Below are 23,505 nucleotides of genomic sequence, written 5' to 3'. Positions count from 1 at the left end.
TGCCGGCTGCGCGTTTCACGCGACGGACCGGAGGGCCTCAGCAGGGCTCAGCCGGGCGGCTCGCCACCCACCGAAGGCACCGGCGACGAGTCCGGCGGACACCGCGAGGCCGACCGCGGCCACGAGCACCCACGGCGTCAGTGGAGCGCTCAGCGTGATGTCGGTCGCGGTCTGAGCCGCGGAGGCGAACCCGGGTCCGCCAGCTCCCGGTCGTCCGCTGGTGCCGGCTTCGGTCGCGGCGGTCGCGGAGGAGATCGTGGGAGCGATCACGTTGATCGCGAGGATGCCGCCGAGCCCGATGGCGAGACCGATCGCGCCGCCGATGAGACCCTGCACCATCGACTCCCCGGCGATCTGCCCGATGACGCGGCCGTTGGACCAGCCGATCGCTTTGAGGGTGCCGAATTCGCGGGTGCGTCGTGAGACACCGGACATCGTGAACAGCACAGCGAGCACCACGGCCACCGCAAGGACGAGGATCGACAGCCACGTGCCGAGACTGGTGATGAGCGACGTGGCGCTCGAGAGCGAACCGGACACCGTGGAGGCGAGGTCCGACTGGGAGCTCACGGTCGCGTCGGGGAGGGCCGTCTCGATCTCGTCCCGGACGGTGGCGATGCCGTCGGCCGACGTGGCCTGCACGTAGACGGTCGAGACGACGTCGCCGACTCCCGCGAGCGACTGGGCGACGTCGAGGGGGATGTAGATGTTCGAGGCGGTGTCCGTGTCGCTCGAGCTCGACGAGACGATGCCGACGATCTCCATCGTCGTGCCGCCCACGTCGACGGTGCCACCGACGGCGAGGTCGTTCGTCGTCGCGTAGGTCGCGTCGAGAACGGCGACGTTCTGGCCGGCGTCGCCCGTGTCGAGGGCACGGCCCTCGGAAGCCGTGACAGAGGAGAGCGGGCCTACCGCTTGCACGGCCGGATCGACGCCCAGCACCGTGAAGGATTCGACGTCGAACGAACCACCGCCGAAGCCACCCCCGCCCTGCTGGTCACCGTCGGCAGGGGGTGTTCCTGCCTCGCCTTCAGTACTCGTCCCACCGTCGGTCGTCTGGGGGAGTTCGCCGGAGAAGGTCGAGTTGGTGAGACTCAGCGCACCCGTCGCCGAGGAAACGCCGCCGATCGCCGAGATCGTGGAGATCGTCGCGGCAGCGAGCGTTCCGCGTCCCATCTCGGTGCGGAGCTGCGATTGCGCGAGCGTCGTGCTGCCGTCGTCGGCCGTGGCTCCGCCGTCCTGATCGAACTCGAAGCGGGAATCGTCGCGCTCGTCTGGCTCCTGCTGGGCACCCGCAACGGTGAGGTCGGTGCCCACGCCGTAGACGGACTCGAGAGCCTGCGTCTGCGCGTCTCGCACCCCCGCGGTGAGGGCGTTGACGATGATGACGAGTGCGATCGCGATCGCGAGCCCCGCTGAGACGATGACTGTCTGTTTGGTGCGGCCGCTCAATTCGCGTCGCAGATACGTGAAGTACATGGATCTCCTTTTCCGGTCACGGCGACCGGTCGATCCGACGCTAGGAGCCGATCCTCTCCGTCGAGAATGCAGCCGCTATGAGTGCGCAATCCACGACCCGATCGTTCGGCGGGAGTACCACCACGGATCGTGGAGCTCTTCTCTGGGGCTGCCCCGTATGCAGACGCGACGGGCGGTCATAAGCACCACGAGCACGAGCACGAGCACGACGCTCGGCGAGCGGCGAACACCGACAGGTGCCGGCCGGTTCGGGGTCGCGGCTCCCGTCGCTGACGCAGGTGGTCAGTGAGGTGCGGCAGCGACGATGCGATCGGCGACGACGGGGCGGGGGATGACCGCCCACAGGTCGACCTCGGAGTCGTCGTCGAGGCCGAGGGCGGCCGCGGTGTCGTCGGGTGTCGACGCCATGATGGTGATCGCTGTCGTGTCGTGCGACTGCCCGGTGCGGATGACGATTCGGCTCGACCTGAGCGGTTCGATCCGGCGCGCGACGTCGTCGAGGAGCTCTTCGCGATCGGTCGGTGAGAGGTCGTCCAGACCCCCGTCGTCGAGAAGGAGGACCAGCGCACCGCGTCGACGGTGACGAAGAATGGCGGAACGGACGTTGTCGTTGAGAAGGAGACGACCACGGATCTCGTCACGAAGCGTCTGCTCCAGGACACGGCATTGCACGCGTGCAGGCTGGTCGAGAGCGCCGCCTGTCCTGATGATGTGTCGAAGCATCGGCGCGGCGTCATGGCTGACGAGCCGCAGCCGCTTCTGGCGCTCGAGCTGGAACGCATCGAGTTCGGCCTGCCAGAGCGTCGTCTCGCGCTCCTTGGTCGCGGCCGTGCGTGCCGCTTCCGTGACGCGTTGGATAGCGCGGTGCAGTATCAAGCCGGCGACGACGATGACGATCTCCCCGGCGAGGGCGAGCCGAACAACCCCCAGCGGCCCTGCCCAGACGGCGACGTTGACCACGAGAATGACGGTGGTCAGGATTGGCGGTACTCGATACCCAGTCATCCACCCCATGACGCAACCGGCGAGGACGCCGCAGGTGTAGCAGGCGATGGAAACGGAATCGTACTCCTCAGCATCGAGGCCGATCGTGCCGACGAGACAGATGGTCCAGCCGACCGCGGTAACGATCCACGCGGTCGACCGTCGCATCGTACCCATACGCGCGCCTCGCACCATGGTGGGAAGAATGATGAGGCCCAGAACGGTGGCGATGAGCGGCCCGGCGGCTCGGGAGACGAGCGCGATCTGAACCGCCGCGGTCAGGATCGCGATCGCGACGATGACGGCGAGAGTGCCGTAGAGAACCCGTCGTGAGATGACGTGCATCGAAGCGATGGAGCGCGGATCTGGTGGGGGTGCAGTCGAGGTCGGGCTCCACTGGAGGAGCACGGTCGTCCCGCTGCCGGGAGCCGACCGGATCTCCGCGTTGCCACCGATCAGGGTCATGCGCTCGAGGATCGACGCTCGAACACCGAGCCGTTCGGGCGCGATCTGCGCCGGGTCGAAACCGCGGCCGTTGTCGCTGATGTCGATGCTGATGCCGTCGTCGCCAACTCGAGTGGCTGTGGCGCCTCGATCGACCGACTGGCCGGCATGTTTGATGCTGTTGTTGAGAGCTTGCAGCATCGCCGCGACGAGGGTTTCGGCGACGTCGACAGGCAATTCGACGGCGGAGGCGTCGCTCAGGTCGAACCGGACCGCGCCCTGCACGGGTGTGAGCTCGTGCTCGGCCGCGGCGACAGCGCGCTCGAATGTCACCCTCAAGGAGGGCTTGTCAGGGACGTCGGCCGTGCCGGTCACGACCTCGAGCGCGGTACGGGCCATGATCAGGGTCTGGTCGGGTGTGCCATATCCGGAGGCGGCGGTCGAGAGGGTCGCAAGCACGGAATCGTGCAAGAGCGCGTCCGTGCGCACACGTTCCGATTCGAGTGCCGCTTGCCGCTGTGAGCGCTCGAACAAGTCACGCACACTGCGCTCTGTCGAGTCGGCAAGGTCGGCCCGGTGACGCACGGTCGTGACCCCCAGAATCAGAGCCGCGGCGATCGCGAGAAGCCCGACGGAGTTCACGACGAGGTTCTCTATCGACACGTGATCGACGTAGATGACGGTGATTCCGGCGACAATACCCATGCACCCGAGCCCCGCCCACAACGGGCGATTCGTTCCGAGCGCGAGCGCGCTGAACGCGACGCACGAGATACCGACGAGCCACGGCGCTGAGCCGGAGGGCGACGGAGAATGAAGGTGCAAGCCCTCCAGCGCCATGAGGCTGAGGTATGCCGCTGCGGACACCCGAGGCCACGTGTGGCCTGGTTCGCCGCGCCGTACGAGGGCCAGGGGGAGTGCGGCGACCATCACTCCGCTGAGGCACAGCGACAGCACGAGGAGCGACAGAGGTTCAGTCCGGTGGTCCGCCAGGAATCCCGGGAGCGAGAAAAGCACCAGCAGTGGTGCGACGACGGACAGGGTGGACACCATCCCGCGTGCAACGCCGGTTCGAAGCGGCCGCTCGTCGCCGGAACTCGATGCGGACTGTTCGGGCGCAGTGCCTCGCAGGTGCCGCCAGCCGTTCCGGGCTAGCGCCCTCGGTTCCGCCGGACGACTTTCTATCACCGGCACACGCTATGTCGAGGCCCTCGAGCAAACGACCCCCAGTACGGGCTGCTCCGACTCGGAGCGCCGATCTCATCGGCGGTTCATAGGTTTGCCAGAGGAGCCACCAAACTGTGGATCTTACGGTCCTCTCATGACACAGAAATCGGATTCCACTACGCGCCCACGCCCACGCCGACGCCGACTCCTCCTTGGAACGACTGTGCTCCTGGTCGGCGGGTTCCTACTGACCGGCTGCGCCTCAGGAGCCGTCAGCTCTGCCGGGTCGACCGTTTCCGGCACCACCACGTCGAGCAGTGCCACCGGTGATGTCACGGTCGCTGATGCCGCGACGGCGGTCGCCGATTCCGACGCGAGCACCACGGCCGAGACCATCACGAACACCACCGAGGCCGTCCAGGCTTTCCTCGCAACGCTCTCCGACGAGCAGCGCGAAGCCGTCACCTTCGACTACGACGACGAGACCAAGACCACGTCGTGGTCGAACTTCCCGATCACGCTCGTCGACCGTGCCGGCCTGAACGTCGCGGATCTCACAGAGGAACAGCAGGTCGCCGCCCTCCAGGTGATGGAGGCCCTGCTCAGCGACGGCGCCTACGAGACCGTGTCGAACATCATCGCCAGCGACCAGTACCTCGTGGAGAACAGCAGCACCACGGAGTCCACTCTCGGCCAGTACTACATCGCGCTCTTCGGTGACGCCTCCGACACCAGCGCCTACACGGTGCAGTTCGGCGGACACCACCTCGGTATCAACGCCACCCTCGACGGCGCCGCCGACGCGATCACCTTCGCTCCGACCCACCTCGGCGCGCAGCCCGCCGACTGGACGAGCGAGGACGGCACGGAGGTGCAGGTGTTCGACGGGATCTACTCGGACGCATTCGCGTTCTTCGACTCCCTCACCGCCGAGCAGCAGGCGATCCTGACCTCGGGCGACGTCACAATGTGCGCCCCGGGAGACACCTGCGAGTTCACCAGCGGTGCCGGTCTCACGGGCGCCGACCTCACCGACGAACAGCGCGAGCTGCTCCTCGACCTCATCGCGAACTGGTCCGAGATGGCGGACGAGGAAACCGCCGCGTCGACCCGCGCCGAGATCGAGGCGACGCTCGACGAGACCGTGATCGCGTGGTCCGGCGAGACGACGTACGACATGACGGAGGGCGACGGCATCAACTTCTCGATCTCGGGCCCGAACGTCTACGTCGGGTTCCAAGCCCAGCAAGGCTCGGCCGGCGCCGACATCGACGGCGTCAGCACCTCCGGCTGGGGCCACGTCCACACCATCTACCGCGACCCCACCGACGACTATGCGAACAGTGTCGAGCAGCAGGAAGCGACCGGGGGCATGGGCGGCGGCGCACCCGAGGGCGATGCACCGGCCGACGGGGCCCCGTCCGACGGTGGCACCCTGCCCGGTAGCTAGAAGACAGGTGACGTGGACGGCCATCACCCCCTGTGGTGGTCCTCCACGCATTCGCCGCGAACACCGGCACCAACGTGTGAGCTCGCTCGGCGCCCGATTCGGTGCGCTCGGAGACCGTCGAGATCCGACGAATCCGATCAGGTGGACGGTTCCGCGCATTCTCCTCGAGTTGGGCGAAGCGCTGTTCGTCGGCCTGGTGATGCCGCTCGGTCACACATCGGTAGGTGCCCTGGGCAATGCCACGGTCCATCTGCAGGCCGTTCGGACCCGACCTTAGACTGCGTGAATGCCGATGTCCGACTACGTCGCCTCGATCCGCTCCCGTATCGGGACCGACCTCCTCCTCCTTCCCGGCGTCACCGCCGTGATCCGAGACGGCGACCGATACCTGCTCGCGCGGCATCGTCATTCCGGTCTCTGGAGCCTGATCGGCGGTGGCGTGGAGCCGGGGGAAGAGCCGGCCGACGCGCTGGTGCGCGAGGTGCTCGAGGAGACCGGCGCCCGCATCCGCATCCGCGGCATCGTGGGCGTCTACGGCGGTGAGCCGATGATGATGACCTACCCGAACGGTGACAACGTCGGCTACGTGACGACGGCCTACGACTGCGAGTTGCTCAGTGACGCCGCTCCCGACATGGAGGAGCTCCTCGAGCTGGGCTGGTTCGACCGTGATGTGATCCCGACCCTCGGTCGCCGCGACTGGATCGATCGCGTCATCGACGACTCCCCGCGCCGCCCGGGCGCTCACGACGCGTGAGGGTCGAGCCGAGGCGAACGACCTCTCGGTTCTCGATGGGCTCCGACGGTCAGAAGGCGATGTCGTAGACGTCCTCGGGTGACACGGACTGATCGAACAGTGACGTCGCGGGGACCCGGCGACGGGCGGTGTCGTTCAGCGCCGTGACGTCGCCGTCCGCGACGCGGTAAGCGAAGGCGATGGCTGCCAGGTAGGACAGGGTCGTGTCGGCGAGGCCGACATCATCCGTCGGCGTATCCTTCGGCCACGAATAGACGACCTCGCGCCGTTCGGGGAGGGTCCCCCACATCACCCGCACAGCGTCGTCGGTGCGGGACATGACCGCTTCCTCGATCGCGACGAGCTTCTCCGGCGAAACGGGCTCCTCCACGCGGTGCGCGAGGCGCAGCCGCGTCACCGCTCCGGGGACCGACGCCGTCCACGACTCGTCGATCGTTTCGATCCCCTCGGCGCGGAGGGCCTCGACGAGAACCCCGTCGAGCTGCGGGAGGTCGACGGCCATCGCGGTGAAGGTCTCCTCGAGATCGTCGGGACTCGAGGAGACGCTGAACGGGACGTCGGCGGCGATCCAGTGCGCAGGGTCCGCCTCCGTGACGTCGGCCACGAGGTCCGACGGGTCGCCCGTCGCCACACGCTCGGCGAGGTCCAGGGAGAAGTCCTCCATCGCCCGCCGCATCGCCAGCTTCCCGCGGTGCTCGTCGAACCGGAATCGATCGTCGACGACGAGATCCTCGAGCGGGATCCTTGCGCGGCGAAGCAGATCGAGCGTGATGCCGTCGCGGAGCTGGGCGAGGGCATACGAGCGGTAGCCAGTGCCGTCGTCGATCGACGCGGGGACGAGGATGCCCCGTTCCGCGTACAGGCGGAGAGCCTTGTCCGAGAGGCCGGTCAGCGATCGGAACCGTCCAGGGGAGACGTCAGCGGTGGGGTTGTCGGTCATGTCCTCCACTGTGGCCCACGCCCCTGGGGCGACGTCAAACATCGATCCGGTGAGGGGGTGTCCTTTCTGCGTCGAGTGACCCCCGCCGACGCGTTCGGCGTCAGCAGGGGTCGCTCGGTTTCGTCCGGTGGCTCACGCGGGCAGGACGATGACCTTGCCCGAGACGCGTCCCGCGCTGGCCTCGGCGTGGAGTGCGGGCAGCTCCGTCAGGGGGATGCGGCGGGTCACCTCCACGACGAGCTCGCCGGCGTCCACGAGGGACACCAGCTCGGTGAGGCGTGCGCGGTTCGGCCGGACGAAGACGGTCGCCGCGCGGACGCCGCGATCCTCGTCGCTCGGAGTCGCCATGAACGCGGTGGTGCTCACCACGGCCCCGCCGTCGCGGACGAGCGCGACCAGGGAGGCGAACTCCTGCGGGTCGATCGGAGCCAGGTTGAGCAGTACGTCGACCTGACCGTCGACGGTGGCGAGGAGATCGTCGGCGGTGTGGTCGATGATCTGGTGTGCGCCGGCCGCGCGGACCGCGTCGATGCTGCGCGGGCTCGCCGTCGCGATGACGTGCACGCCCGAGCGCCGGGCGAGCGCGATGGCGTACTTGCCCACGACGCCTCCGGCACCGACGATGAGCAGTCGCTGTCCCGCTTCGAGTCGGCCGTCATCGACGAGCGCTTGCCACGCCGTGAGGGCGACGGAGGGTAGTCCGGCCGCATCCGCGAGCGGGATACTCGTGGGGGCGGCCACGACGGCCTCGGCCGGGGCGATCACGTACTCGGCAGCGCCACCGTCGCGTTCCATCGGGAGGAAGGCGACGACCGCCTCACCCACCGTGACGCCATCGACGCCTTCACCGAGCGCGTCGACCACGCCGGAGACGTCGTAGCCGGGTACATGCGGCAGCACGACCGGGATCGGCAGGAATCCGGCGCGCATGCCGTTGTCCGCCGCGCTGAACGCGGACGCCGCGACGCGGATCCGGACCTGTCCGTCCGCAGGATCCGGACGATCGATCTCCTCGTACCGGAGCACCTCGGGTCCGCCCACCTCGTGGAACCGTACTGCCTTCATGATCTCTTCCTCTCGTCATGTGCTTCGAAGTCGAAGCAATAAGGCGACCGTAGCACTGCTACGAATTTGAAGCAAGATAGAATGAAGACATGAGCGAGACGCCCACCTCCCTGACCGCGACGCAACTCGGCGCCTACTTCGCCTTCACTGAGGTGAGCAGCCTGCTGCGCCATGCCGTCGAGAAGCAGCTCCGCGACGCGGGCGACCTGAGCTACGTACAGTTCCAGCTCCTCGCCCGCCTGGGTGATGCGGCCGACGGGCGCCTGCGCATGACCGATCTCGCAGACGGCGTGGTCTACAGCCGCAGCGGACTCACCTACCAGGCGCAGCTCCTCGAGACACGCGGGCTCGTCGTGCGATCACCCTCCGTCGAGGACGAGCGCAGCATCGTGGTGGCCATCACCGAGGCGGGCCGCGAGGTGCTCTCGACGGTGTTCCCCGGGCATATCGCGGCCCTCCACGAGTTGCTGTTCGTCGCCCTGTCCGACGGGGACGTCGACGAGTTGGGGCGTATCCTCGGGCAGGCCGCCGAGCACCTCCGCGCAAACCCACCGCGCTCCGCGGCGCCGCGCCGACGGAAGCCGACCGCGGCGAGCTGAGCGTGCGGCGCGTTCGGGCGTCAGGAGGGCTGACTCACAGGAGTACGCCGCCGGACACCTCGATGCGCTCGCCTGTGACCCACGCGAACCCGGGGGACACGAAGGCGCAGATCGCCTCGGCGATGTCGTCCGGATCTCCCACGCGTCCGAGGGCGGTCTGCTCCGACAGCGCCGTGCGCATGGCGTCGCTGTCGCGCATGGCCCCGCCGTTGAAGTCGGTCGCGGTGGGCCCGGGCGCGATCGAGTTGATGCGGATGCCGCGCGGACCGAGCTCGAGTGCGAGGCTCCTCGTCAGCGCCTCGAGCGCCTTCTTCGATGCCGCGTAGACGGAGGTCGCGGGGCTGACGTGTCGGCTGAGTGAACTCGACACGTTGACGATGCGTGCTCCCTCCGACAGGTGCGGGAGGAAGGCCTGCGTGACGAGGAGCGGACCACGGACGTTGATCGCGAACGTGGCGTCGAAATCCTCTGGCGTGATGTCACCGAGCGGCGCGAAGAGTCCCACGCCGGCGTTGTTCACGAGCACGTCGATCGCTACGGCGTCCCACTTCTCCCGGATGCCGGCGAGGACGGCGACGCGAGCGGTCTCGATGGACGGTGGCTCCGAGACGTCCATCCGGATCGCGATGGCGTCGCCGCCCGCTCCGACGATCTCGTCGACGACGTCGCTCCCATCACTCCGTGAGGCGACCATGACGTTGATGTTGTTCCGGGCCAGGGCGAGCGCAGTGGTGCGTCCGAGTCCGCGGTTGGCTCCGGTCACGAGGGCGATGCGGGTCATGTCGTCTCCAATTAAGTAAATGAGTACTTACTTGTAAGCTAGCCCGTGAGAGCGAGCTCGTCAATCGAAGTCGAAGGGGGACTCATGGCACGTGACGCCGAAGCCACGCGAGAGCGGATTCTCGCGGCGGCGACCGCCGAGTTCGCCGCCCACGGTTTCGCCGGCGGGCGTGTGGAGCGCATCGCGACCCAGGCGCAGAGCAACGTCCGGATGATCTACGCGTACTACGGCGGTAAGAGCGGGCTGTTCGACGCCGCCCTCGCGGACGCACTGCGTCGCATGGCCGAGAACGTCCCCCCGCGTCCCGACGACCTCGCGGGCTGGGCCGGCGATGTGTTCGACCACCATCAGCGCTTCCCCGACGTGCTGCGCCTGAGTATGTGGGCCCAGCTCGAGCGGCCGGAGGCCACCGCTGAGCCGCGCGAGATCTACCGGGACAAGACACTCGCTGTCGCGACGGCCGCCGCGCAGCCCCTGTCGGCCGTCGACGTCCTGGTCTTCATCTATGCGATCGCGCAGGCCTGGCAGCTGTCGCCGGAGGGGCTCACCGGTCTCGACGCGAACCCCATCAGGGATGAGGAGATCGCCGCTCGTCGGCGGTCGGTCGTCACTGCCGTGGAACGGATGCTGCACGACCGACCCTGAATCGAGCAGGCATATCTCGGACGGCCGGTGTCAGCGGCGGTGCATGACCATGCCGCCGTGGTGGAGGACGCCGCGCACGAACGTGCCGTCCGCGGTGAAACCGCTGTCGTCCCAGTACTCGATGCGGTCGCCGTGGATCTCGTACCGTCCGGTGTAGGCCGCCTCGCGGGTGCCGCGCGCCTCCACGTAGCGGCCGTCGGCGCGCAGCTCCTGCCGCACATGACCGTCGAATGTGCACCAGAGCCCGAGGTGATCGGTCATCGCTGTGCCGCCGGCCGGACGATGATCTCGTTGACGTCGACATCCCCGGGCTGGTCGATCGAGAAGGCCACGGCGCCCGCGATGCTCGACGCCGGGATGGCGTGCGCCCGGTAGGCGACCATGGCCTCGCGGGCGACCGGATCGCTGATCGAGTCGGCGAGTTCGCTCTCGGTCACGCCGGGGCTGATCGTCGACACGCGGATACCCGCGGGGGATTCCACACGGAGCCCCTCGGTGATCGCCCAGGCGGCGAACTTCGTGCCGGAATACACGGCGCTCGTCGGCGGCACCTCGTGCGCACCGATCGAGGCGATCGTCACGAGGTGTCCGGAACCCTGTCGGGTGAAGTGGGGGAGGCTCGCGGCGATCCCGTTGAGGAGGCCCATCACGTTGACGTCGACCATGCGGCGCCATTCGTCGACGAGGCCGGCGTCGAGGCGGGACAGCGGCATGACACCGGCGTTCGCGACGAGCACGTCGAGTCGACCATGCTCGGTGACGATCGCGTCGACCACCGCCCGGTGGGCGTCGTGATCCACGACGTCGAGCTGAACGCTCTCAACCGAGGCGCCCGAGGTGGTCAGTCGTGCGGTGAGAGCGTCGAGCCGGTCGGTGCGGCGGGCGGCGAGCACCACGTGGTGCCCGTCGGAGGCCAGCCGCTCGGCGGTGGCCGCCCCGATGCCGCTGCTGGCGCCGGTGACGAGGACGATCTTGCGGGAGTCAGGTGTGTTCATGCCTCCACCCTGCGGCCGCCGGCGTCGCGCCCGAGGGCCGCGGTCCGCCTGGGTGCCGCGCACCCTCCCGTCTGCGCTCCCGCCGTCATAGGGTCGACGCATGACCAGCGATCTCGGCGACTACCTCCGCGCCCGGCGCGCGGCGACGAGTCCGGAGTCCGCCGGCTTCCCGTCCGGCGGGCGACGTCAGGTCGCGGGGCTGCGCCGGGAGGAGGTCGCGGTGGCGGCGGGGATGAGCGCCGACTATTACATCCGCCTCGAGCAGGGCAGGGAGACGAACCCGTCGCCCGCGGTGCTCGATGCGCTCGGCCGTGTCCTCGGCCTCGACGACGAGGCCCGCCAGCACCTCTTCCGACTCGCGGGACTCGGCCCAGCGCCGGCCTCGAGCGCGGGGGAACGCGCGGCGCCGGAGCTGCTCGCGCTGCTCGATTCCTGGCCGAATCACCCGGCCATGGTCCTCGGTCGTTCCTACGACGTGCTCGCCGCGAACACGCTCGGTCGAGCGCTCTTCCCCTCGGCGTCGTACCCCGACAACCTGGCGCAGATGCTGTTCCTCGACCCCCATGCGCGGAGCCTCTGGGTCGATTGGGCGTCGGCCGCCGCGGCAACCGTCGCGGGGCTCCGGCTGGCCGTGGCCGCGGCCCCCGCGGATCTCCGTCTCCGTGCCGTCGTGGACGAGCTGCGGGAGGCGAGTGCCGAGTTCGCCGAGCTGTGGCAGACCGCCGAGGCGCGCAGCAAACGCCTCACGGAGAAGCAGTTCCTCCACCCCGATGTCGGCTCGCTCACCGTGCGATCGCACAGCTTCGACGTCCGGGCAGCCCCCGGGCAGGAACTCGTCGTCTATCTCGCAGAACCCGGATCGGCCAGCGCCCAGGCGCTCGCGCTTCTGGGCTCGCTCGCGGCGACGCGCGTTCGATAGGTGTCGGCCGCGGCGGGCGACGCTGGCGGGCGACGCTGCGTCAGCGCGAGCGTTTCCGCCGAGACCGCACCCGCAGGCTCACGATCGCGTAGGCGAACGTGAAGGGCATGATCAGCAGCAGTGGGAGCCACGATCCGACGTTCCCGGTATTCACGAACAGGTTGTAGAGGGACAGGCCGATGCCGAGGACCGCGATCACGAGGGCCGCCCACGCGAACACGGGGTGCCAGGGCTTGATGTACTCCACCGTTGAAAGGGTAGCCCGGCGCCAGTGCGAGCTACGCCGCAGAGACGTTCGCGAGCACCGTGGCCACGAGTTCCTCGAGGTCGCCCGCCTCGAGGAACGCGGCGTCGGACAGGACGATCCAGCGGCCGTCGGCGAAGACCTGGCCGGTGCCCACGTCTCCTACGCGGTCGAAGTAGGCCTCCACGGCGGGGGGATCGGAGAGCGCAGGAGCGGGCGTCGCGGAGGACTCCGCCTCGTCCCGGAGCTCAGCGAGCTCGGTCTCTCCCGGCACCGCGACGGCGATGTCGAGGGCCTCGCCGCTCGAGTTGTTCACCCAGCGGCACGTCGTCCCGTCGAGTGAGGCGGCGCGCTCGAGCAGGGAATCGGAGGCGGGCGTCGGGGAGGCGACGGCGCTGAAGTTGGGGTTGTACGCGTAGATGTCATCGTCGGAGAGCACGTCGCCGCACTCCGGCCCGGCCTCCCCGAGATCCGGGAGCTCGGCGGGTTCGGTGGGCTCGCCGCTCGGCTGCTCGGTGCCTCCGGGGGCCGTGATGCTCGGCGACGCGGTGGCCGAGGGGCTGTCGGTCGGACTCGTCGGGCCCGGCTCGGGAGCGCACCCGCTCAGCAGGCCGAGGGAACCGACGACGAGCGCGGTGAACAGGACGGTGCGGACGCGGGGGAGGGCTGAGGCGGTCATCCTGGTCTTTTCTCGAGGGGGACTCCCGACGATAACGCCGTGCGGGTCCACGTCCGCGGAGGCACGAGCGGCGGGGCCGGATCGGCCGGGTCTCATCCGCCGGTGGGCCGGATAGAATCGACCCCCGTGACCCCTGCTGATCTCGCCCAGACCCTGTTCGACCTCGTCCTCCCGCTCGCGGAGCGACGCCAGGCCGGATTCTCGGCGTCCATCACGCGCGAATCGGTCACGATCGAGCGGCCCAAGAACCGCGAGCACGGCGACTGGACCTCCAACCTCGCCATGCGCCTCGCGAAGCCGCTCGGCGTGAACCCGCGCGAGCTCGCGACCGAGCTCGCCGAGGGCCTCGCCCAGGTGGACGGCATCGACTCGGCCGAGGTCGCCGGCCCCGGCTTCATCAACATCCGCCTCTCCGCGGCGTCCGCCGGCGTGCTTGCGAAGACGATCGTGGACGCGGGCGACGGCTACGGCCGCGGCGACCTCTACGCCGGCATCCCCATCAACCTCGAGTTCGTCTCCGCCAATCCCACGGGCCCCATCCACATGGGCGGCGTGCGCTGGGCCGCGGTGGGCGACTCGCTCGCCCGTGTGCTCCAGGCCGAGGGTGCGTCCGTGACCCGCGAGTACTACTTCAACGACCACGGTTCGCAGATCGACCGCTTCGCGCGCAGCCTCCTCGCCCACCACCTCGGCGAGCCGACGCCGGAGGACGGCTACGGCGGCGCCTACATCGGTGAGATCGCCGAACAGGTCGTCACGGAGTACGACGGCGACATGTCCACGCTCGACCGTGCGGCCCAGCAGGAGATCTTCCGCAAGCACGGCACCGAGCTCATGTTCGAGGAGATCAAGGGCAAGCTGCACGGCTTCGGTGTCGACTTCGACGTGTTCTTCCACGAGGACCACCTGCACGAGTCCGGCGCCGTCGGTCGCGCCATCGAGCGCCTGCGTGCCCTCGGCCACGTCTTCGAGGAGGACGGTGCCGTGTGGCTGCGCACCACCACGTTCGGCGACGACCGCGACCGCGTCATCATCCGTAGCAACGGCGAGCCCGCCTACATCTCCGGCGACCTCGGCTACTACCTCAACAAGCGTGAGCGCGGCTTCGAGCAGAACCTCATCATGCTCGGCGCCGACCACCACGGCTACGTCGGCCGCATGATGGCGATGGCGGAGGCCTTCGGGGACACCCCCGGGGTGAACCTGCAGATCCTCATCGGGCAGATGGTCAACCTGCTGAAGGACGGCGAGCCCGTCAAGATGTCGAAGCGCAACGGCACGATCGTCACGCTCGACGACCTCGTCGACGCCGTGGGTGTGGACGCCGGACGCTACGCGCTCGTGCGCTCCTCGAGCGACTCCCCGCTCGACATCGACCTCGATCTGCTCTCGAAGCGCTCGAACGACAATCCCGTCTTCTACGTGCAGTACGCCCACGCGCGCACGTCCGCCGTGGACCGGAACGCCGCCGCCGGCGGGGTCGACCGCTCGGCGTTCGCACCCGAACTGCTCGAGCACGAGACCGAGTCGGCGCTCCTCGGTGCGCTGCAGGAGTTCCCGCGCATCGTGGCGCAGGCCGCCGAGCTGCGCGAACCGCACCGCATCGCCCGCTACCTCGAGGAGGTGGCCGGGCTCTACCACCGCTGGTACGACAACTGCCGCGTCCTGCCCATGGGGGACGAACCCGTCTCCGACCTGCACCGCACGCGCCTGTGGCTGAACGACGCCACGGGCCAGGTGATCCGCAACGGCCTCGGCCTCCTCGGCGTCTCCGCGCCCGAACGGATGTGACATGACCGACGACTTCTTCGTCGCCCGCCCCGTCGAGAAGAACCCGAGCCGCGGACGGCGCTGGGTGATCGGGCTGTTCGTCGCGATCGTGCTCCTCGTTCTCGGTGTCGTCGCGCTCATCGCGGGCGACGGTATCGCGCGGAACATCGCGCAAGACGTCGTGAAGACCCAGGTGGAGCAGCGACTGCCCGAGAACGTCGAGGCCGACGTCGACGTGGCGATCGAGGGCGACTGGGTGATCGTGCAGCTCCTCAGCGGCCGGATGGAGCGGATCGTCCTGAGCGACGACGCCGCGGTCGTCGACGGCGTGCCGATGGGCATGGAGATCACCGCCCTCGATGTGCCGACGGACATCGAGGAGCCTGTCGGGCGCGTCGACGCGGTCGCAACGCTCGACGAGGAGGCGCTCAACGCGTTCGTCACGATGCCGGGCAACGACCCCGATCTGCGGTTCGGGGACGGCACGCTCAGCTACGAGGACGGCACCGCCTTCCTCGGCATCCAGATCTCCTACCTCCTGAGCGTCATCCCCGAGGCGGCGGGCACGTCGCTCATCTTCACACCCGACTCGGCGGAGATCACGACGGACCTCGGAACCGTCGACGTGCAGCCGATCCTCGACCGCCTCGTCGGCGATTCCCCCGTCACCGTGTGCGTTGCCAACTACCTGCCGGAGGGCGCGCAGCTCACAGGTCTCGAGGTCACCCCCGAAGCCGCGGAACTCACGCTCGGCATCTCGAACGTGGTCCTCGACGGCGACCTGTTGGAGTCCCGCGGCACCTGCGGCTAGCCGCCGTCCGCACTGCGGGCGGGCGTCGCCTCGCGGATGCCGGTGCCGGAATCCGGTGCGTGCGACGATCGGTAGACTCGGGGCGGTCACCGTCCGTCAGCTTTTCTCTCTCCGTCAGGCATTCCGTGGTCTCAGATCAGCACAGCCCCGTGGCATCCCGCGCCGCCAATCCGCTCGCCCCCTCGTGGCTGACGCTGCCGGCCGACGCGAACGAGCTGAGCGCGGGCGTCTGGCCGGCGGGCGCCGAGCGTCGTGACGACGGGGTCGTCGAGATCGCGGGCGTCGCCGTCACCGATCTGACCGCCTCCTTCGGCACCCCCCTCTACGTCGTGGACGAGGGGACGGCCCGCGCCAACGCCGTCCGCATCTCCACCGCACTGAACGACGCGATGACCGCGATCGGCTCGAGCGCGAGCTGCTACTACGCGGGGAAGGCGTTCCTCTCGGCGGACGTCGTGCGCTGGATGCTCGACGCCGGGCTCGGCATCGACGTGTGCTCGGGCGGCGAACTCGCCCTCGCGCTCGCCGCGGGAGCCCCGCCCGCCCGCATCGGCTTCCATGGCAACAACAAGTCGCAGACCGAGATCGCCCGCGCCGTGACGAGCGGCGTCGGTACGATCGTGCTCGACAGCCTGCAGGAGATCGAGCGCGTCGCGGCCGCCGCCACGCGTCACGGCGTGCGCCAGGGGGTGCGCCTGCGCATCAACTCGGGCGTGCACGCGCAGACCCACGACTTCCTCGCGACCGCGCACGAGGACCAGAAGTTCGGCCTCACGCTCGACGCCGCGGAGGATGCGGTCGCCGCGATCCGCGCGCACGACTCCCTCGACTTCGTGGGACTGCACTGCCACATCGGCTCGCAGATCTTCGACGCCGGCGGCTTCTCCGAGTCCGCCCACCGGATGCTCGCGGTGCATGCGCGCCTCCTCGACGGCGGCCCCGTTCCCACGCTCAACCTCGGGGGCGGCTTCGGCATCGCCTACACGGCGGCCGACGAGCCCACGGCCATCGAGACGATCGCCGCGCGCATCGCCGAGACCGTCGCGGCCACGTGCGCCGAGCTCGACATCCCCGTGCCCGCGCTCGCCTTCGAGCCGGGCCGCTCGATCATCGGGCAAGCGGGCGTCACCCTCTACACCGTCGGCACCACGAAGGACGTCACCGTGGAGGTCGGCGTCGACCCCGATCTCGGCACCGGTTCGGGTGCCGAGGGCGCGACGGACGGGGCCGCGGCGGCGGTGCACGAGAGCGACCGTGCCGGGTCAGCTGTGCGCCGGTACGTGAGCGTCGACGGCGGCATGAGCGACAACGCCCGCCCCTCCCTCTACGGCGCCGACTACACCGTGCGGGTCGTCGACCGCGCGTCCGACGCCGCACCGCAGCTCGTTCGCCTCGCCGGAAAGCACTGCGAGTCCGGCGACATCGTCGTGAACGCCGACTACCTGCCCGGCGACGTACGCCCCGGCGACCTCGTGGCCGTCCCCGCCACGGGCGCCTACTGCTTCTCGCTCGCGAGCAACTACAACTTCCTCACGAGGCCCCCCGTGGTCGCCGTGAGCGACGGACGTGCCCGGATCCTCGTGCACGGAGACACCGAAGACCAGCTGTTGGCGCGCGACGCCGGATTGGATCAACGATGAGCGAGACCCGCAGCCTCCGAGTGGCCCTGCTCGGAGCGGGAACCGTGGGAGCCCAGGTGGCGCGCCTGCTGCTCGAGCACCACGACGAACTGGCCGCCCGCGCCGGTGTCCCGATCGACCTCGTCGGCATCGCCGTGCGTGACGTGAGCGCGAAGCGCACCGTCGACCTGCCCGCCGAGCTCTTCACGACCGACGCGGAGACGCTCATCCAGGGCGCCGACATCGTCGTCGAACTCATGGGCGGCATCGAACCGGCCAAGTCCCACATCCTCGCGGCCATCGGCTCGGGAGCCGACGTCGTCACCGGCAACAAGGCGCTCCTCGCCGAGCACGGCGCCGAGATCTTCGCCGCCGCGGCCCAGGTGGGGGCGGAGGTCTACTACGAGGCCGCCGTCGCCGCCGCGATCCCGATCATCCGGCCGTTGCGCGACAGCCTCGCGGGCGACCACGTCGAGCGCATCCTCGCGATCGTGAACGGCAGCACCAACTACATCCTCGACCGCATGGACCGCTTCGGCGACAGCATGGAGGACGCCCAGCGGGTGGCCCTCGAGCTCGGCTACCTCGAGGCCGACCCCACCCTCGACGTCGAGGGCTACGACGCCGCGCAGAAGGCCGCGATCCTCGCGGGACTCGCGTTCCACACCTCGGTCCCGGCCGCGGCCGTGCACCGGGAGGGCATCTCCGCGATCACGCTGCAGGACGTCGAGTCCGCGCGCGAGGCCGGCTTCGTCATCAAGCTGCTCGCGATCGCCGAGCGCATCACGGACGAGGACGGTGTCGAGGGCGTCTCCGCGCGCGTGCACCCCGCGCTCGTGCGCCGCGACCACCCGCTCGCGACCGTCTACGGCGGCAACAATGCGGTGTTCGTGGAGGCGGAGGCTGCCGGCCCCCTCATGTTCTACGGCGCCGGCGCCGGCGGAGTGCAGACCGCGTCCGCCGTGCTCGGCGACGTCGTCTCGATCGCCCGCCGCCACCTCGCCGGCGGCGTCGGCGTGGGGGAGTCCATCGCGGCCGACCTCGCCGTCCTGCCGATCGGCGCCGCGGAGACCCGCTACCGGATCAGCCTCGAGGTCGAGGATCGTCCCGGCGTGCTGGCTGAACTCGCGGGGATCCTCGCCGCACGCGGCGTCTCCGTGGAGACCCTGCAGCAGACCACCGACGCGACGGACCCGACGGCCGACCCGGCTGCGGAGCGCGACGGCGGCACCGCGAGCCTCGTCATCGGCACGCACACCGCGCGCGACGCGGCCCTCGCGGCGGCCGTCGACGCACTCTCGGCCTCCGACGCCGTGGAATCCGTGCGCAGCGTCCTGCGCATCGAAGGAGCCTGAGGTGGCGCAGCCGTCGCGCGGCGCGAGCCTCGTCGGTCGTCGCGTCGCCGTACGGGTGCCGGCGACGACCGCCAACCTCGGTCCGGGATTCGACACCCTGGGACTCGCCCTCTCGGTCTACGACGAGCTCGAGGTCGAAGCCGTCGAGCGCCCCGGTGTGCGCGTGCACGTCGAGGGTGTCGGTGCCGGCGAGGTGCCGACGGACGAGTCCAACCTCGTGGCCTCGTCCCTGCTCCACTCGCTCGCCGCGATGGGTGTCGAGGCGCCGGGGCTCGAGCTCCGCGCCCGCAACACCATCCCGCACGGGCGTGGCATGGGTTCCTCGGGTGCCGCCGTCGTGGCGGGCATCGTCGCCGCGAAGGGGCTGCTCGACGGCCTCGTGGAGATGACCGACGAGACCCTCCTGCGGCTCGCGACGGAGATCGAGGGTCACCCCGACAACGTCGCGCCCGCCCTCTTCGGCGGCCTCGCCATCGCGTGGACGACCGCGTCGGGACCTGCCCAGAAGACGCTTCTCGTGCACCGCGGCGTCTCCCCGCTCATCCTCGTGCCGGAGGCCACTCTCTCCACCAAGGTGGCACGCGGCCTGCAGCCCGAGCACGTGCCGCACGAGGACGCCGTCTTCAACGTCTCGCGGTCCGCCCTCCTCATCGCCGCTCTCACGCAGAGCCCCGAACTGCTGTTCGCGGCGACCGAGGACAAGCTGCACCAGAGCTACCGCGCCTCCGCGATGCCGGAGACGGCCCGCGTCGTCGCTCTGCTGCGCGAGCACGGGCTCCCCGCGGTCGTCTCGGGCGCCGGTCCCTCGGTGCTCGTCCTCGCCAACGGGGCGGGGGAGCGGCTCGAGGCTGCGGATCTTATCGCCCGACACGCCGGCGTGCACTGGACTCCGCTCATGCTGGCCGTCGACGTCAAGGGTGCTACAGTTGAACCGATCCCGGGGGACGCCGTCTAGCACGCGAGTCACCCGCTCGGATCAATTCCACTCACTCATCACCTTCGCTCTGGTCGATGCGCCCGCGCCTTTCTTGCGCGGACATCCCGGCAGTGTGCTTCGAGAGACAGTGTTCTCTCCAGGCCGACTCCGGGCCTGATCGCCGGCGAACGGCTCTCCTCTCGTGGTCATCGACCACATCGTAGGAGAAAGGAAGAATCTCCAGTGTCAGACGTCAGTCTCCGCGAGCGAATCGCGGACAGCAGTGTCGCAATCGGATCCCTCAAGGTCGCCGAACTCAAGCAGTTGGCCGCCGAATGGGGCATCGCCGATGCATCCAAGCTCCGAAAGGGCGAGCTCGTCGAGGCGATCAACGCCGCGAGCGCCCAGGCCGGCTCCTCGGAGTCCGTCCCGGTCGCCGAGCCCGAAGCGCCCTCGGAGGCGAGCCTCGCCACCGCGGGTGTCGCCACCGAGCTGGACGTCGAGGAGGCCTCCCCGGCCGCCTCGGCTCCCGTCGAGGAGGCCGCCCCGGTCGAGGCCGCTCCTGTCGAGGCCGCTCCGGCCGCCGCCGCACCGGCCACCGGTCGTCGCCGCGGATCCCGCCGGGCCACGAGCGCGGACGTGGAGCGCGGCGCCGTCGCCGCTGCCGTCCACGTGAACGCCGACCAGCCGGCCCAGCTCCCACCGGCCGCCGACGAGCTCGCTGCGACCTCGTCCCAGGCTCCCGCCGATGCCGCGTTCTTCGACGCCGGCGCGGCCGAGGTCGTCAACGGCGGAGTCGACGCGTCGACCTCCGCTCCCGCCGAGGCCGCCGACAATGGTGAGCAGCAGAACGGCGAGCAGTCGAACGGCGACCAGTCGAACGGCGAGCAGTCCAACGGCGAGCAGTCGAACGGCGGTGAGGGTCGCGAGCGTCAGAACAAGCGCGGCAACCGTCGCGGCCGTGGGCGTCGCAACAACTCCGACGACCAGCAGAACGAGCAGTCGGCCGAGCAGCCGGCAGACGACGCGGCCGAACAGGACGCTCAGCCCGCCGCCGACCGCGGTTCCGACCGTTCCGAGCAGTCGGACTCCGACGAGCAGCAGCCGCGTCAGGGACGCTCGCGTGGACGCAGCCGCAATCGCGGCGGCGACCAGAACGACAAGGCCCAGAACGGCCAGAACGCGCAGAACGGCCAGGCAGACAAGGCCTCGAACGACCGCGCGCAGAACGACCGCAACCAGGGTCAGAACGACCGCAACCAGGGTCAGAACGACCGTGGCCAGGGCGAGCGCACCCAGAACGAGCGCGGTGAGCGCGGCCAGAACGACCGCACCCAGAACGAGCGCGGCCAGAACGATCAGCAGGGTCGCGACAAGGGAGCCCAGCAGGGCGGCCGCGGCAACTCGCAGCAGCAGCAACAGCAGGAGGACGCCGAAGGCCGCGGCCGCGGGCGTTACCGCGACCGCAAGCGTCGCGGCGGCGAGGACGCCGAGCCGGAGATCTCCGAGGACGACGTCCTGATCCCCGTCGCGGGCATCCTCGACGTGCTCGACAACTACGCCTTCGTGCGCACGTCGGGCTACCTCCCGGGTACGAACGACGTCTACGTCTCCCTCGGCCAGGTGAAGAAGTACAACCTGCGCAAGGGTGACGCCGTCGTCGGCGCGATCCGCCAGCCGCGGGAGGGCGAGAACAACGCCCGCCAGAAGTACAACGCGATCGTCAAGGTCGACAGCGTCAACGGTCAGCCCGTCGACGAGGCCGGCACGCGCGTCGAGTTCGGCAAGCTCACCCCGCTCTACCCGCAGGAGCGTCTGCGGCTCGAGACGGAGCAGGGCAAGCTCACGCAGCGCATCATCGACCTCGTCGCCCCCATCGGCAAGGGCCAGCGCGGCCTCATCGTCGCGCCCCCCAAGGCCGGTAAGACGATCGTGCTGCAGCAGATCGCCAACGCGATCTCGATCAACAACCCCGAGGTCCACCTCATGGTCGTGCTCGTCGACGAGCGCCCCGAAGAGGTCACGGACATGCAGCGCACGGTGAAGGGCGAGGTCATCGCCTCCACCTTCGACCGCCCCGCCGAGGACCACACCACGGTCGCCGAGCTCGCCATCGAGCGTGCGAAGCGCCTCGTGGAGCTCGGTCACGACGTCGTGGTTCTGCTCGACTCGATCACCCGGCTGGGCCGTGCGTACAACCTCGCCGCTCCGGCGTCGGGACGCATCCTGTCCGGTGGAGTGGACGCCGCGGCGCTCTACCCGCCAAAGCGCTTCTTCGGCGCCGCCCGCAACATCGAGAACGGTGGCTCGCTCACCATCCTCGCGACGGCGCTCGTGGAGACCGGATCCAAGATGGACGAGGTCATCTTCGAGGAGTTCAAGGGCACCGGAAACTCCGAGCTGCGCCTCTCGCGTCAGCTCGCAGACAAGCGCATCTTCCCGGCCGTCGACGTGAACGCGTCGTCCACCCGCCGCGAGGAGATGCTCCTGTCGAACGACGAGGTCAAGATCACCTGGAAGCTGCGTCGCGCCCTCGCCGGTCTCGACCAGCAGCAGGCGCTCGAGGTCGTCCTCGGCAAGCTCAAGGAGACGAGCTCGAACGTCGAGTTCCTCGTCCAGATGCAGAAGTCGATGCCGCAGCCCGCGGCCACCGGCCACAGCCACGGCCAGGAGCGCGACCACCGCTAGCGACCCCACCGAACCCACCCGGGATCCCGCACGGCTCACGCCGTGCGCCCGGGTGGGTTCGGTGCTTTCCGCGTAGGTTCGTGAGTGTTCAGCAGGAGGTAGTCATATGTTCGAATCGGTCGAGGTGCTCAAGAAGGAGCACAAGGAGCTGCAGGACGAGCTCGCCGACCCCGCGCTGCACGCGGACCCGGCCCGGTCGAAGCGCGTCAACCGCCGCTACGCGGAGCTCTCGCGCATCGTCGCGGCCGAGGCCGCGTGGATCGAGGCGAAGGACGACCTCGACGCGGCCCGCGAGCTCGCGAAGGAGGACGACGCCTTCGCCGACGAGGTTCCGGCGCTCGAGGAGCAGCTGCAGACCTCGCAGGAGAAGCTCCGCCGGCTCCTGATCCCGCGCGACCCCGACGACGGTCGCGACGTGATCATGGAGATCAAGGGCGGTGAGGGCGGCGCCGAGAGCGCGCTCTTCGCCGCGGACCTCCTCCGGATGTACCTCCACTACGCGGAGTCCAAGGGCTGGAAGACCGAGCTCCTCGAGCGCACCGAGAGCGATCTCGGCGGCTACAAGGACGTGCAGGTCGCCATCAAGTCGAACGCGACGGACCCGTCGCAGGGCGTCTGGGCTCACCTCAAGTACGAGGGCGGTGTGCACCGCGTGCAGCGTGTACCCGTCACCGAGTCGCAGGGCCGCATCCACACGTCGACCACGGGCGTGCTCGTGTTCCCCGAGGTGGACGAGCCCGAGGAGGTCGACATCAACCAGAACGACCTCAAGATCGACGTCTACCGTTCGAGCGGCCCCGGCGGCCAGTCCGTCAACACGACGGACTCCGCCGTGCGCATCACCCACCTCCCCACGGGCATCGTGGTGTCGATGCAGAACGAGAAGAGCCAGCTGCAGAACCGCGAGGCCGGGATGCGCGTGCTGCGCGCGCGCATCCTCGCGCGCCGCCAGGAGGAGCAGGCCGAGCTCGACAGCGCGGCCCGCAAGAGCCAGATCCGCACGATGGACCGGTCCGAGCGCATCCGTACGTACAACTTCCCGGAGAACCGGATCGCGGACCACCGCACGGGCTACAAGGCGTACAACCTCGACGCGGTCATGAACGGCGCGCTCGAGCCGATCATCATCTCGGCGATCGAGGCCGACGAAGAGGCTCGCCTCTCGGCCGTCGCCGACGCCTGACCCCCCCTCCCTCTC

Annotated in this window: 21 protein-coding genes; 12 read left to right on the top strand and 9 right to left on the bottom strand. The window is 69.5% G+C overall.

Going from position 1 to position 23,505, the window contains the following annotated elements; all coding sequences use genetic code 11:
• Positions 1–15: 15 nt before the first annotated feature.
• Complete coding sequence (locus ELQ94_RS06615) at positions 16–1,479, bottom strand: ABC transporter permease (RefSeq protein WP_127048439.1); 1,464 nt, start codon at positions 1,477–1,479, stop codon at positions 16–18.
• A 282-nt stretch (positions 1,480–1,761) separates the two neighbouring features.
• A complete protein-coding gene (locus ELQ94_RS06610) occupies positions 1,762–3,960 on the bottom strand; it encodes a sensor histidine kinase (RefSeq protein WP_166404670.1) in 2,199 nt (732 codons plus the stop codon).
• Positions 3,961–4,297: 337 nt separating this feature from the next.
• Here ELQ94_RS06610 and ELQ94_RS06605 point away from each other — a divergent pair, with 337 nt between their 5' ends.
• Together ELQ94_RS06605 and ELQ94_RS06600 are read left to right on the top strand one after the other, a co-directional pair.
• A complete protein-coding gene (locus ELQ94_RS06605; protein WP_243696893.1) occupies positions 4,298–5,524 on the top strand; it encodes a DUF3500 domain-containing protein in 1,227 nt (408 codons plus the stop codon).
• A gap of 286 nt (positions 5,525–5,810) precedes the next feature.
• Positions 5,811–6,281 (top strand): NUDIX domain-containing protein, encoded by a 471-nt coding sequence (locus tag ELQ94_RS06600; protein ID WP_166404669.1) that lies wholly within the window; start codon positions 5,811–5,813, stop codon positions 6,279–6,281.
• 49 nt (positions 6,282–6,330) lie between these two features.
• Here the strand turns inward: ELQ94_RS06600 and ELQ94_RS06595 are convergent, their stop codons facing one another.
• The gene (locus ELQ94_RS06595; RefSeq protein ID WP_127048433.1) at positions 6,331–7,221 is read right to left on the bottom strand and encodes a MerR family transcriptional regulator; all 891 of its coding nucleotides are present in this window, start codon (positions 7,219–7,221) and stop codon (positions 6,331–6,333) included.
• A 132-nt stretch (positions 7,222–7,353) separates the two neighbouring features.
• The gene (locus ELQ94_RS06590) at positions 7,354–8,286 is read right to left on the bottom strand and encodes an NADP-dependent oxidoreductase (RefSeq protein WP_127048431.1); all 933 of its coding nucleotides are present in this window, start codon (positions 8,284–8,286) and stop codon (positions 7,354–7,356) included.
• Positions 8,287–8,375: 89 nt separating this feature from the next.
• Here ELQ94_RS06590 and ELQ94_RS06585 point away from each other — a divergent pair, with 89 nt between their 5' ends.
• Positions 8,376–8,885: a MarR family winged helix-turn-helix transcriptional regulator gene (locus ELQ94_RS06585; protein WP_127048429.1), complete on the top strand. Its 510-nt coding sequence runs from the start codon at positions 8,376–8,378 to the stop codon at positions 8,883–8,885.
• 34 nt (positions 8,886–8,919) lie between these two features.
• Here the strand turns inward: ELQ94_RS06585 and ELQ94_RS06580 are convergent, their stop codons facing one another.
• Positions 8,920–9,666: an SDR family NAD(P)-dependent oxidoreductase gene (locus ELQ94_RS06580; protein WP_127048427.1), complete on the bottom strand. Its 747-nt coding sequence runs from the start codon at positions 9,664–9,666 to the stop codon at positions 8,920–8,922.
• Between the two features lie 84 nt (positions 9,667–9,750).
• On the opposite strand from ELQ94_RS06580, the gene ELQ94_RS06575 reads away from it, so the two are divergent.
• Positions 9,751–10,311, top strand: coding sequence for a TetR/AcrR family transcriptional regulator (locus ELQ94_RS06575; RefSeq protein ID WP_127048425.1), 561 nt, complete (start codon positions 9,751–9,753; stop codon positions 10,309–10,311).
• 30 nt (positions 10,312–10,341) lie between these two features.
• Here ELQ94_RS06575 and ELQ94_RS06570 read toward each other — a convergent pair whose 3' ends face one another.
• Both ELQ94_RS06570 and ELQ94_RS06565 read right to left on the bottom strand, forming a co-directional pair.
• Positions 10,342–10,572, bottom strand: coding sequence for an Atu4866 domain-containing protein (locus tag ELQ94_RS06570; RefSeq protein ID WP_127048422.1), 231 nt, complete (start codon positions 10,570–10,572; stop codon positions 10,342–10,344).
• On the bottom strand, positions 10,569–11,306 hold the full coding sequence (locus ELQ94_RS06565) for an SDR family oxidoreductase (RefSeq protein WP_127048420.1): 738 nt from the start codon (positions 11,304–11,306) through the stop codon (positions 10,569–10,571). Before ELQ94_RS06565 ends, ELQ94_RS06570 begins: the two co-directional genes overlap by 4 nt.
• 100 nt (positions 11,307–11,406) lie before the next feature.
• On the opposite strand from ELQ94_RS06565, the gene ELQ94_RS06560 reads away from it, so the two are divergent.
• Positions 11,407–12,225, top strand: a complete 819-nt coding sequence (locus tag ELQ94_RS06560; protein WP_127048418.1) for a helix-turn-helix transcriptional regulator — start codon at positions 11,407–11,409, stop codon at positions 12,223–12,225.
• A 40-nt stretch (positions 12,226–12,265) separates the two neighbouring features.
• Here ELQ94_RS06560 and ELQ94_RS06555 read toward each other — a convergent pair whose 3' ends face one another.
• On the bottom strand, positions 12,266–12,472 hold the full coding sequence (locus ELQ94_RS06555) for a hypothetical protein (protein ID WP_127048415.1): 207 nt from the start codon (positions 12,470–12,472) through the stop codon (positions 12,266–12,268).
• Between the two features lie 31 nt (positions 12,473–12,503).
• Positions 12,504–13,148, bottom strand: coding sequence for a hypothetical protein (locus tag ELQ94_RS06550; RefSeq protein WP_127048413.1), 645 nt, complete (start codon positions 13,146–13,148; stop codon positions 12,504–12,506).
• 126 nt (positions 13,149–13,274) lie between these two features.
• Between ELQ94_RS06550 and argS the strand changes: the two genes are divergently transcribed.
• The 7 genes from argS (at position 13,275) to prfA (ending at position 23,490) form a co-directional block, all read left to right on the top strand.
• Entirely contained in the window at positions 13,275–14,939 is a 1,665-nt protein-coding gene (argS, locus tag ELQ94_RS06545; protein WP_127048411.1) for an arginine--tRNA ligase, read from the top strand.
• Position 14,940: 1 nt separating this feature from the next.
• Positions 14,941–15,729, top strand: a complete 789-nt coding sequence (locus ELQ94_RS06540; protein WP_127048408.1) for an LmeA family phospholipid-binding protein — start codon at positions 14,941–14,943, stop codon at positions 15,727–15,729.
• Positions 15,730–15,878: 149 nt separating this feature from the next.
• Positions 15,879–17,369 carry a diaminopimelate decarboxylase family protein gene (locus ELQ94_RS06535; RefSeq protein WP_127048405.1) on the top strand — a complete coding sequence of 497 codons (1,491 nt, stop codon included), beginning with the start codon at positions 15,879–15,881 and terminating at the stop codon, positions 17,367–17,369.
• A complete protein-coding gene (locus ELQ94_RS06530; protein WP_127048403.1) occupies positions 17,366–18,703 on the top strand; it encodes a homoserine dehydrogenase in 1,338 nt (445 codons plus the stop codon). The genes ELQ94_RS06535 and ELQ94_RS06530 overlap by 4 nt, the downstream gene beginning before the upstream one ends.
• Position 18,704: 1 nt before the next feature.
• A complete protein-coding gene (gene thrB / locus ELQ94_RS06525) occupies positions 18,705–19,658 on the top strand; it encodes a homoserine kinase (RefSeq protein ID WP_127048400.1) in 954 nt (317 codons plus the stop codon).
• Positions 19,659–19,862: 204 nt separating this feature from the next.
• Positions 19,863–22,307 carry a transcription termination factor Rho gene (rho, locus tag ELQ94_RS06520; protein WP_243696892.1) on the top strand — a complete coding sequence of 815 codons (2,445 nt, stop codon included), beginning with the start codon at positions 19,863–19,865 and terminating at the stop codon, positions 22,305–22,307.
• A 106-nt stretch (positions 22,308–22,413) separates the two neighbouring features.
• Entirely contained in the window at positions 22,414–23,490 is a 1,077-nt protein-coding gene (gene prfA / locus ELQ94_RS06515) for a peptide chain release factor 1 (RefSeq protein WP_127048398.1), read from the top strand.
• Positions 23,491–23,505: the final 15 nt, after the last annotated feature.

Source organism: Labedella endophytica (assembly GCF_003990045.1).
In the GTDB taxonomy this organism is placed as follows: domain Bacteria; phylum Actinomycetota; class Actinomycetes; order Actinomycetales; family Microbacteriaceae; genus Labedella; species Labedella endophytica.
Note: the sequence above shows the minus strand (reverse complement) of the source record. Positions and strands in the feature narration are given on the sequence as shown.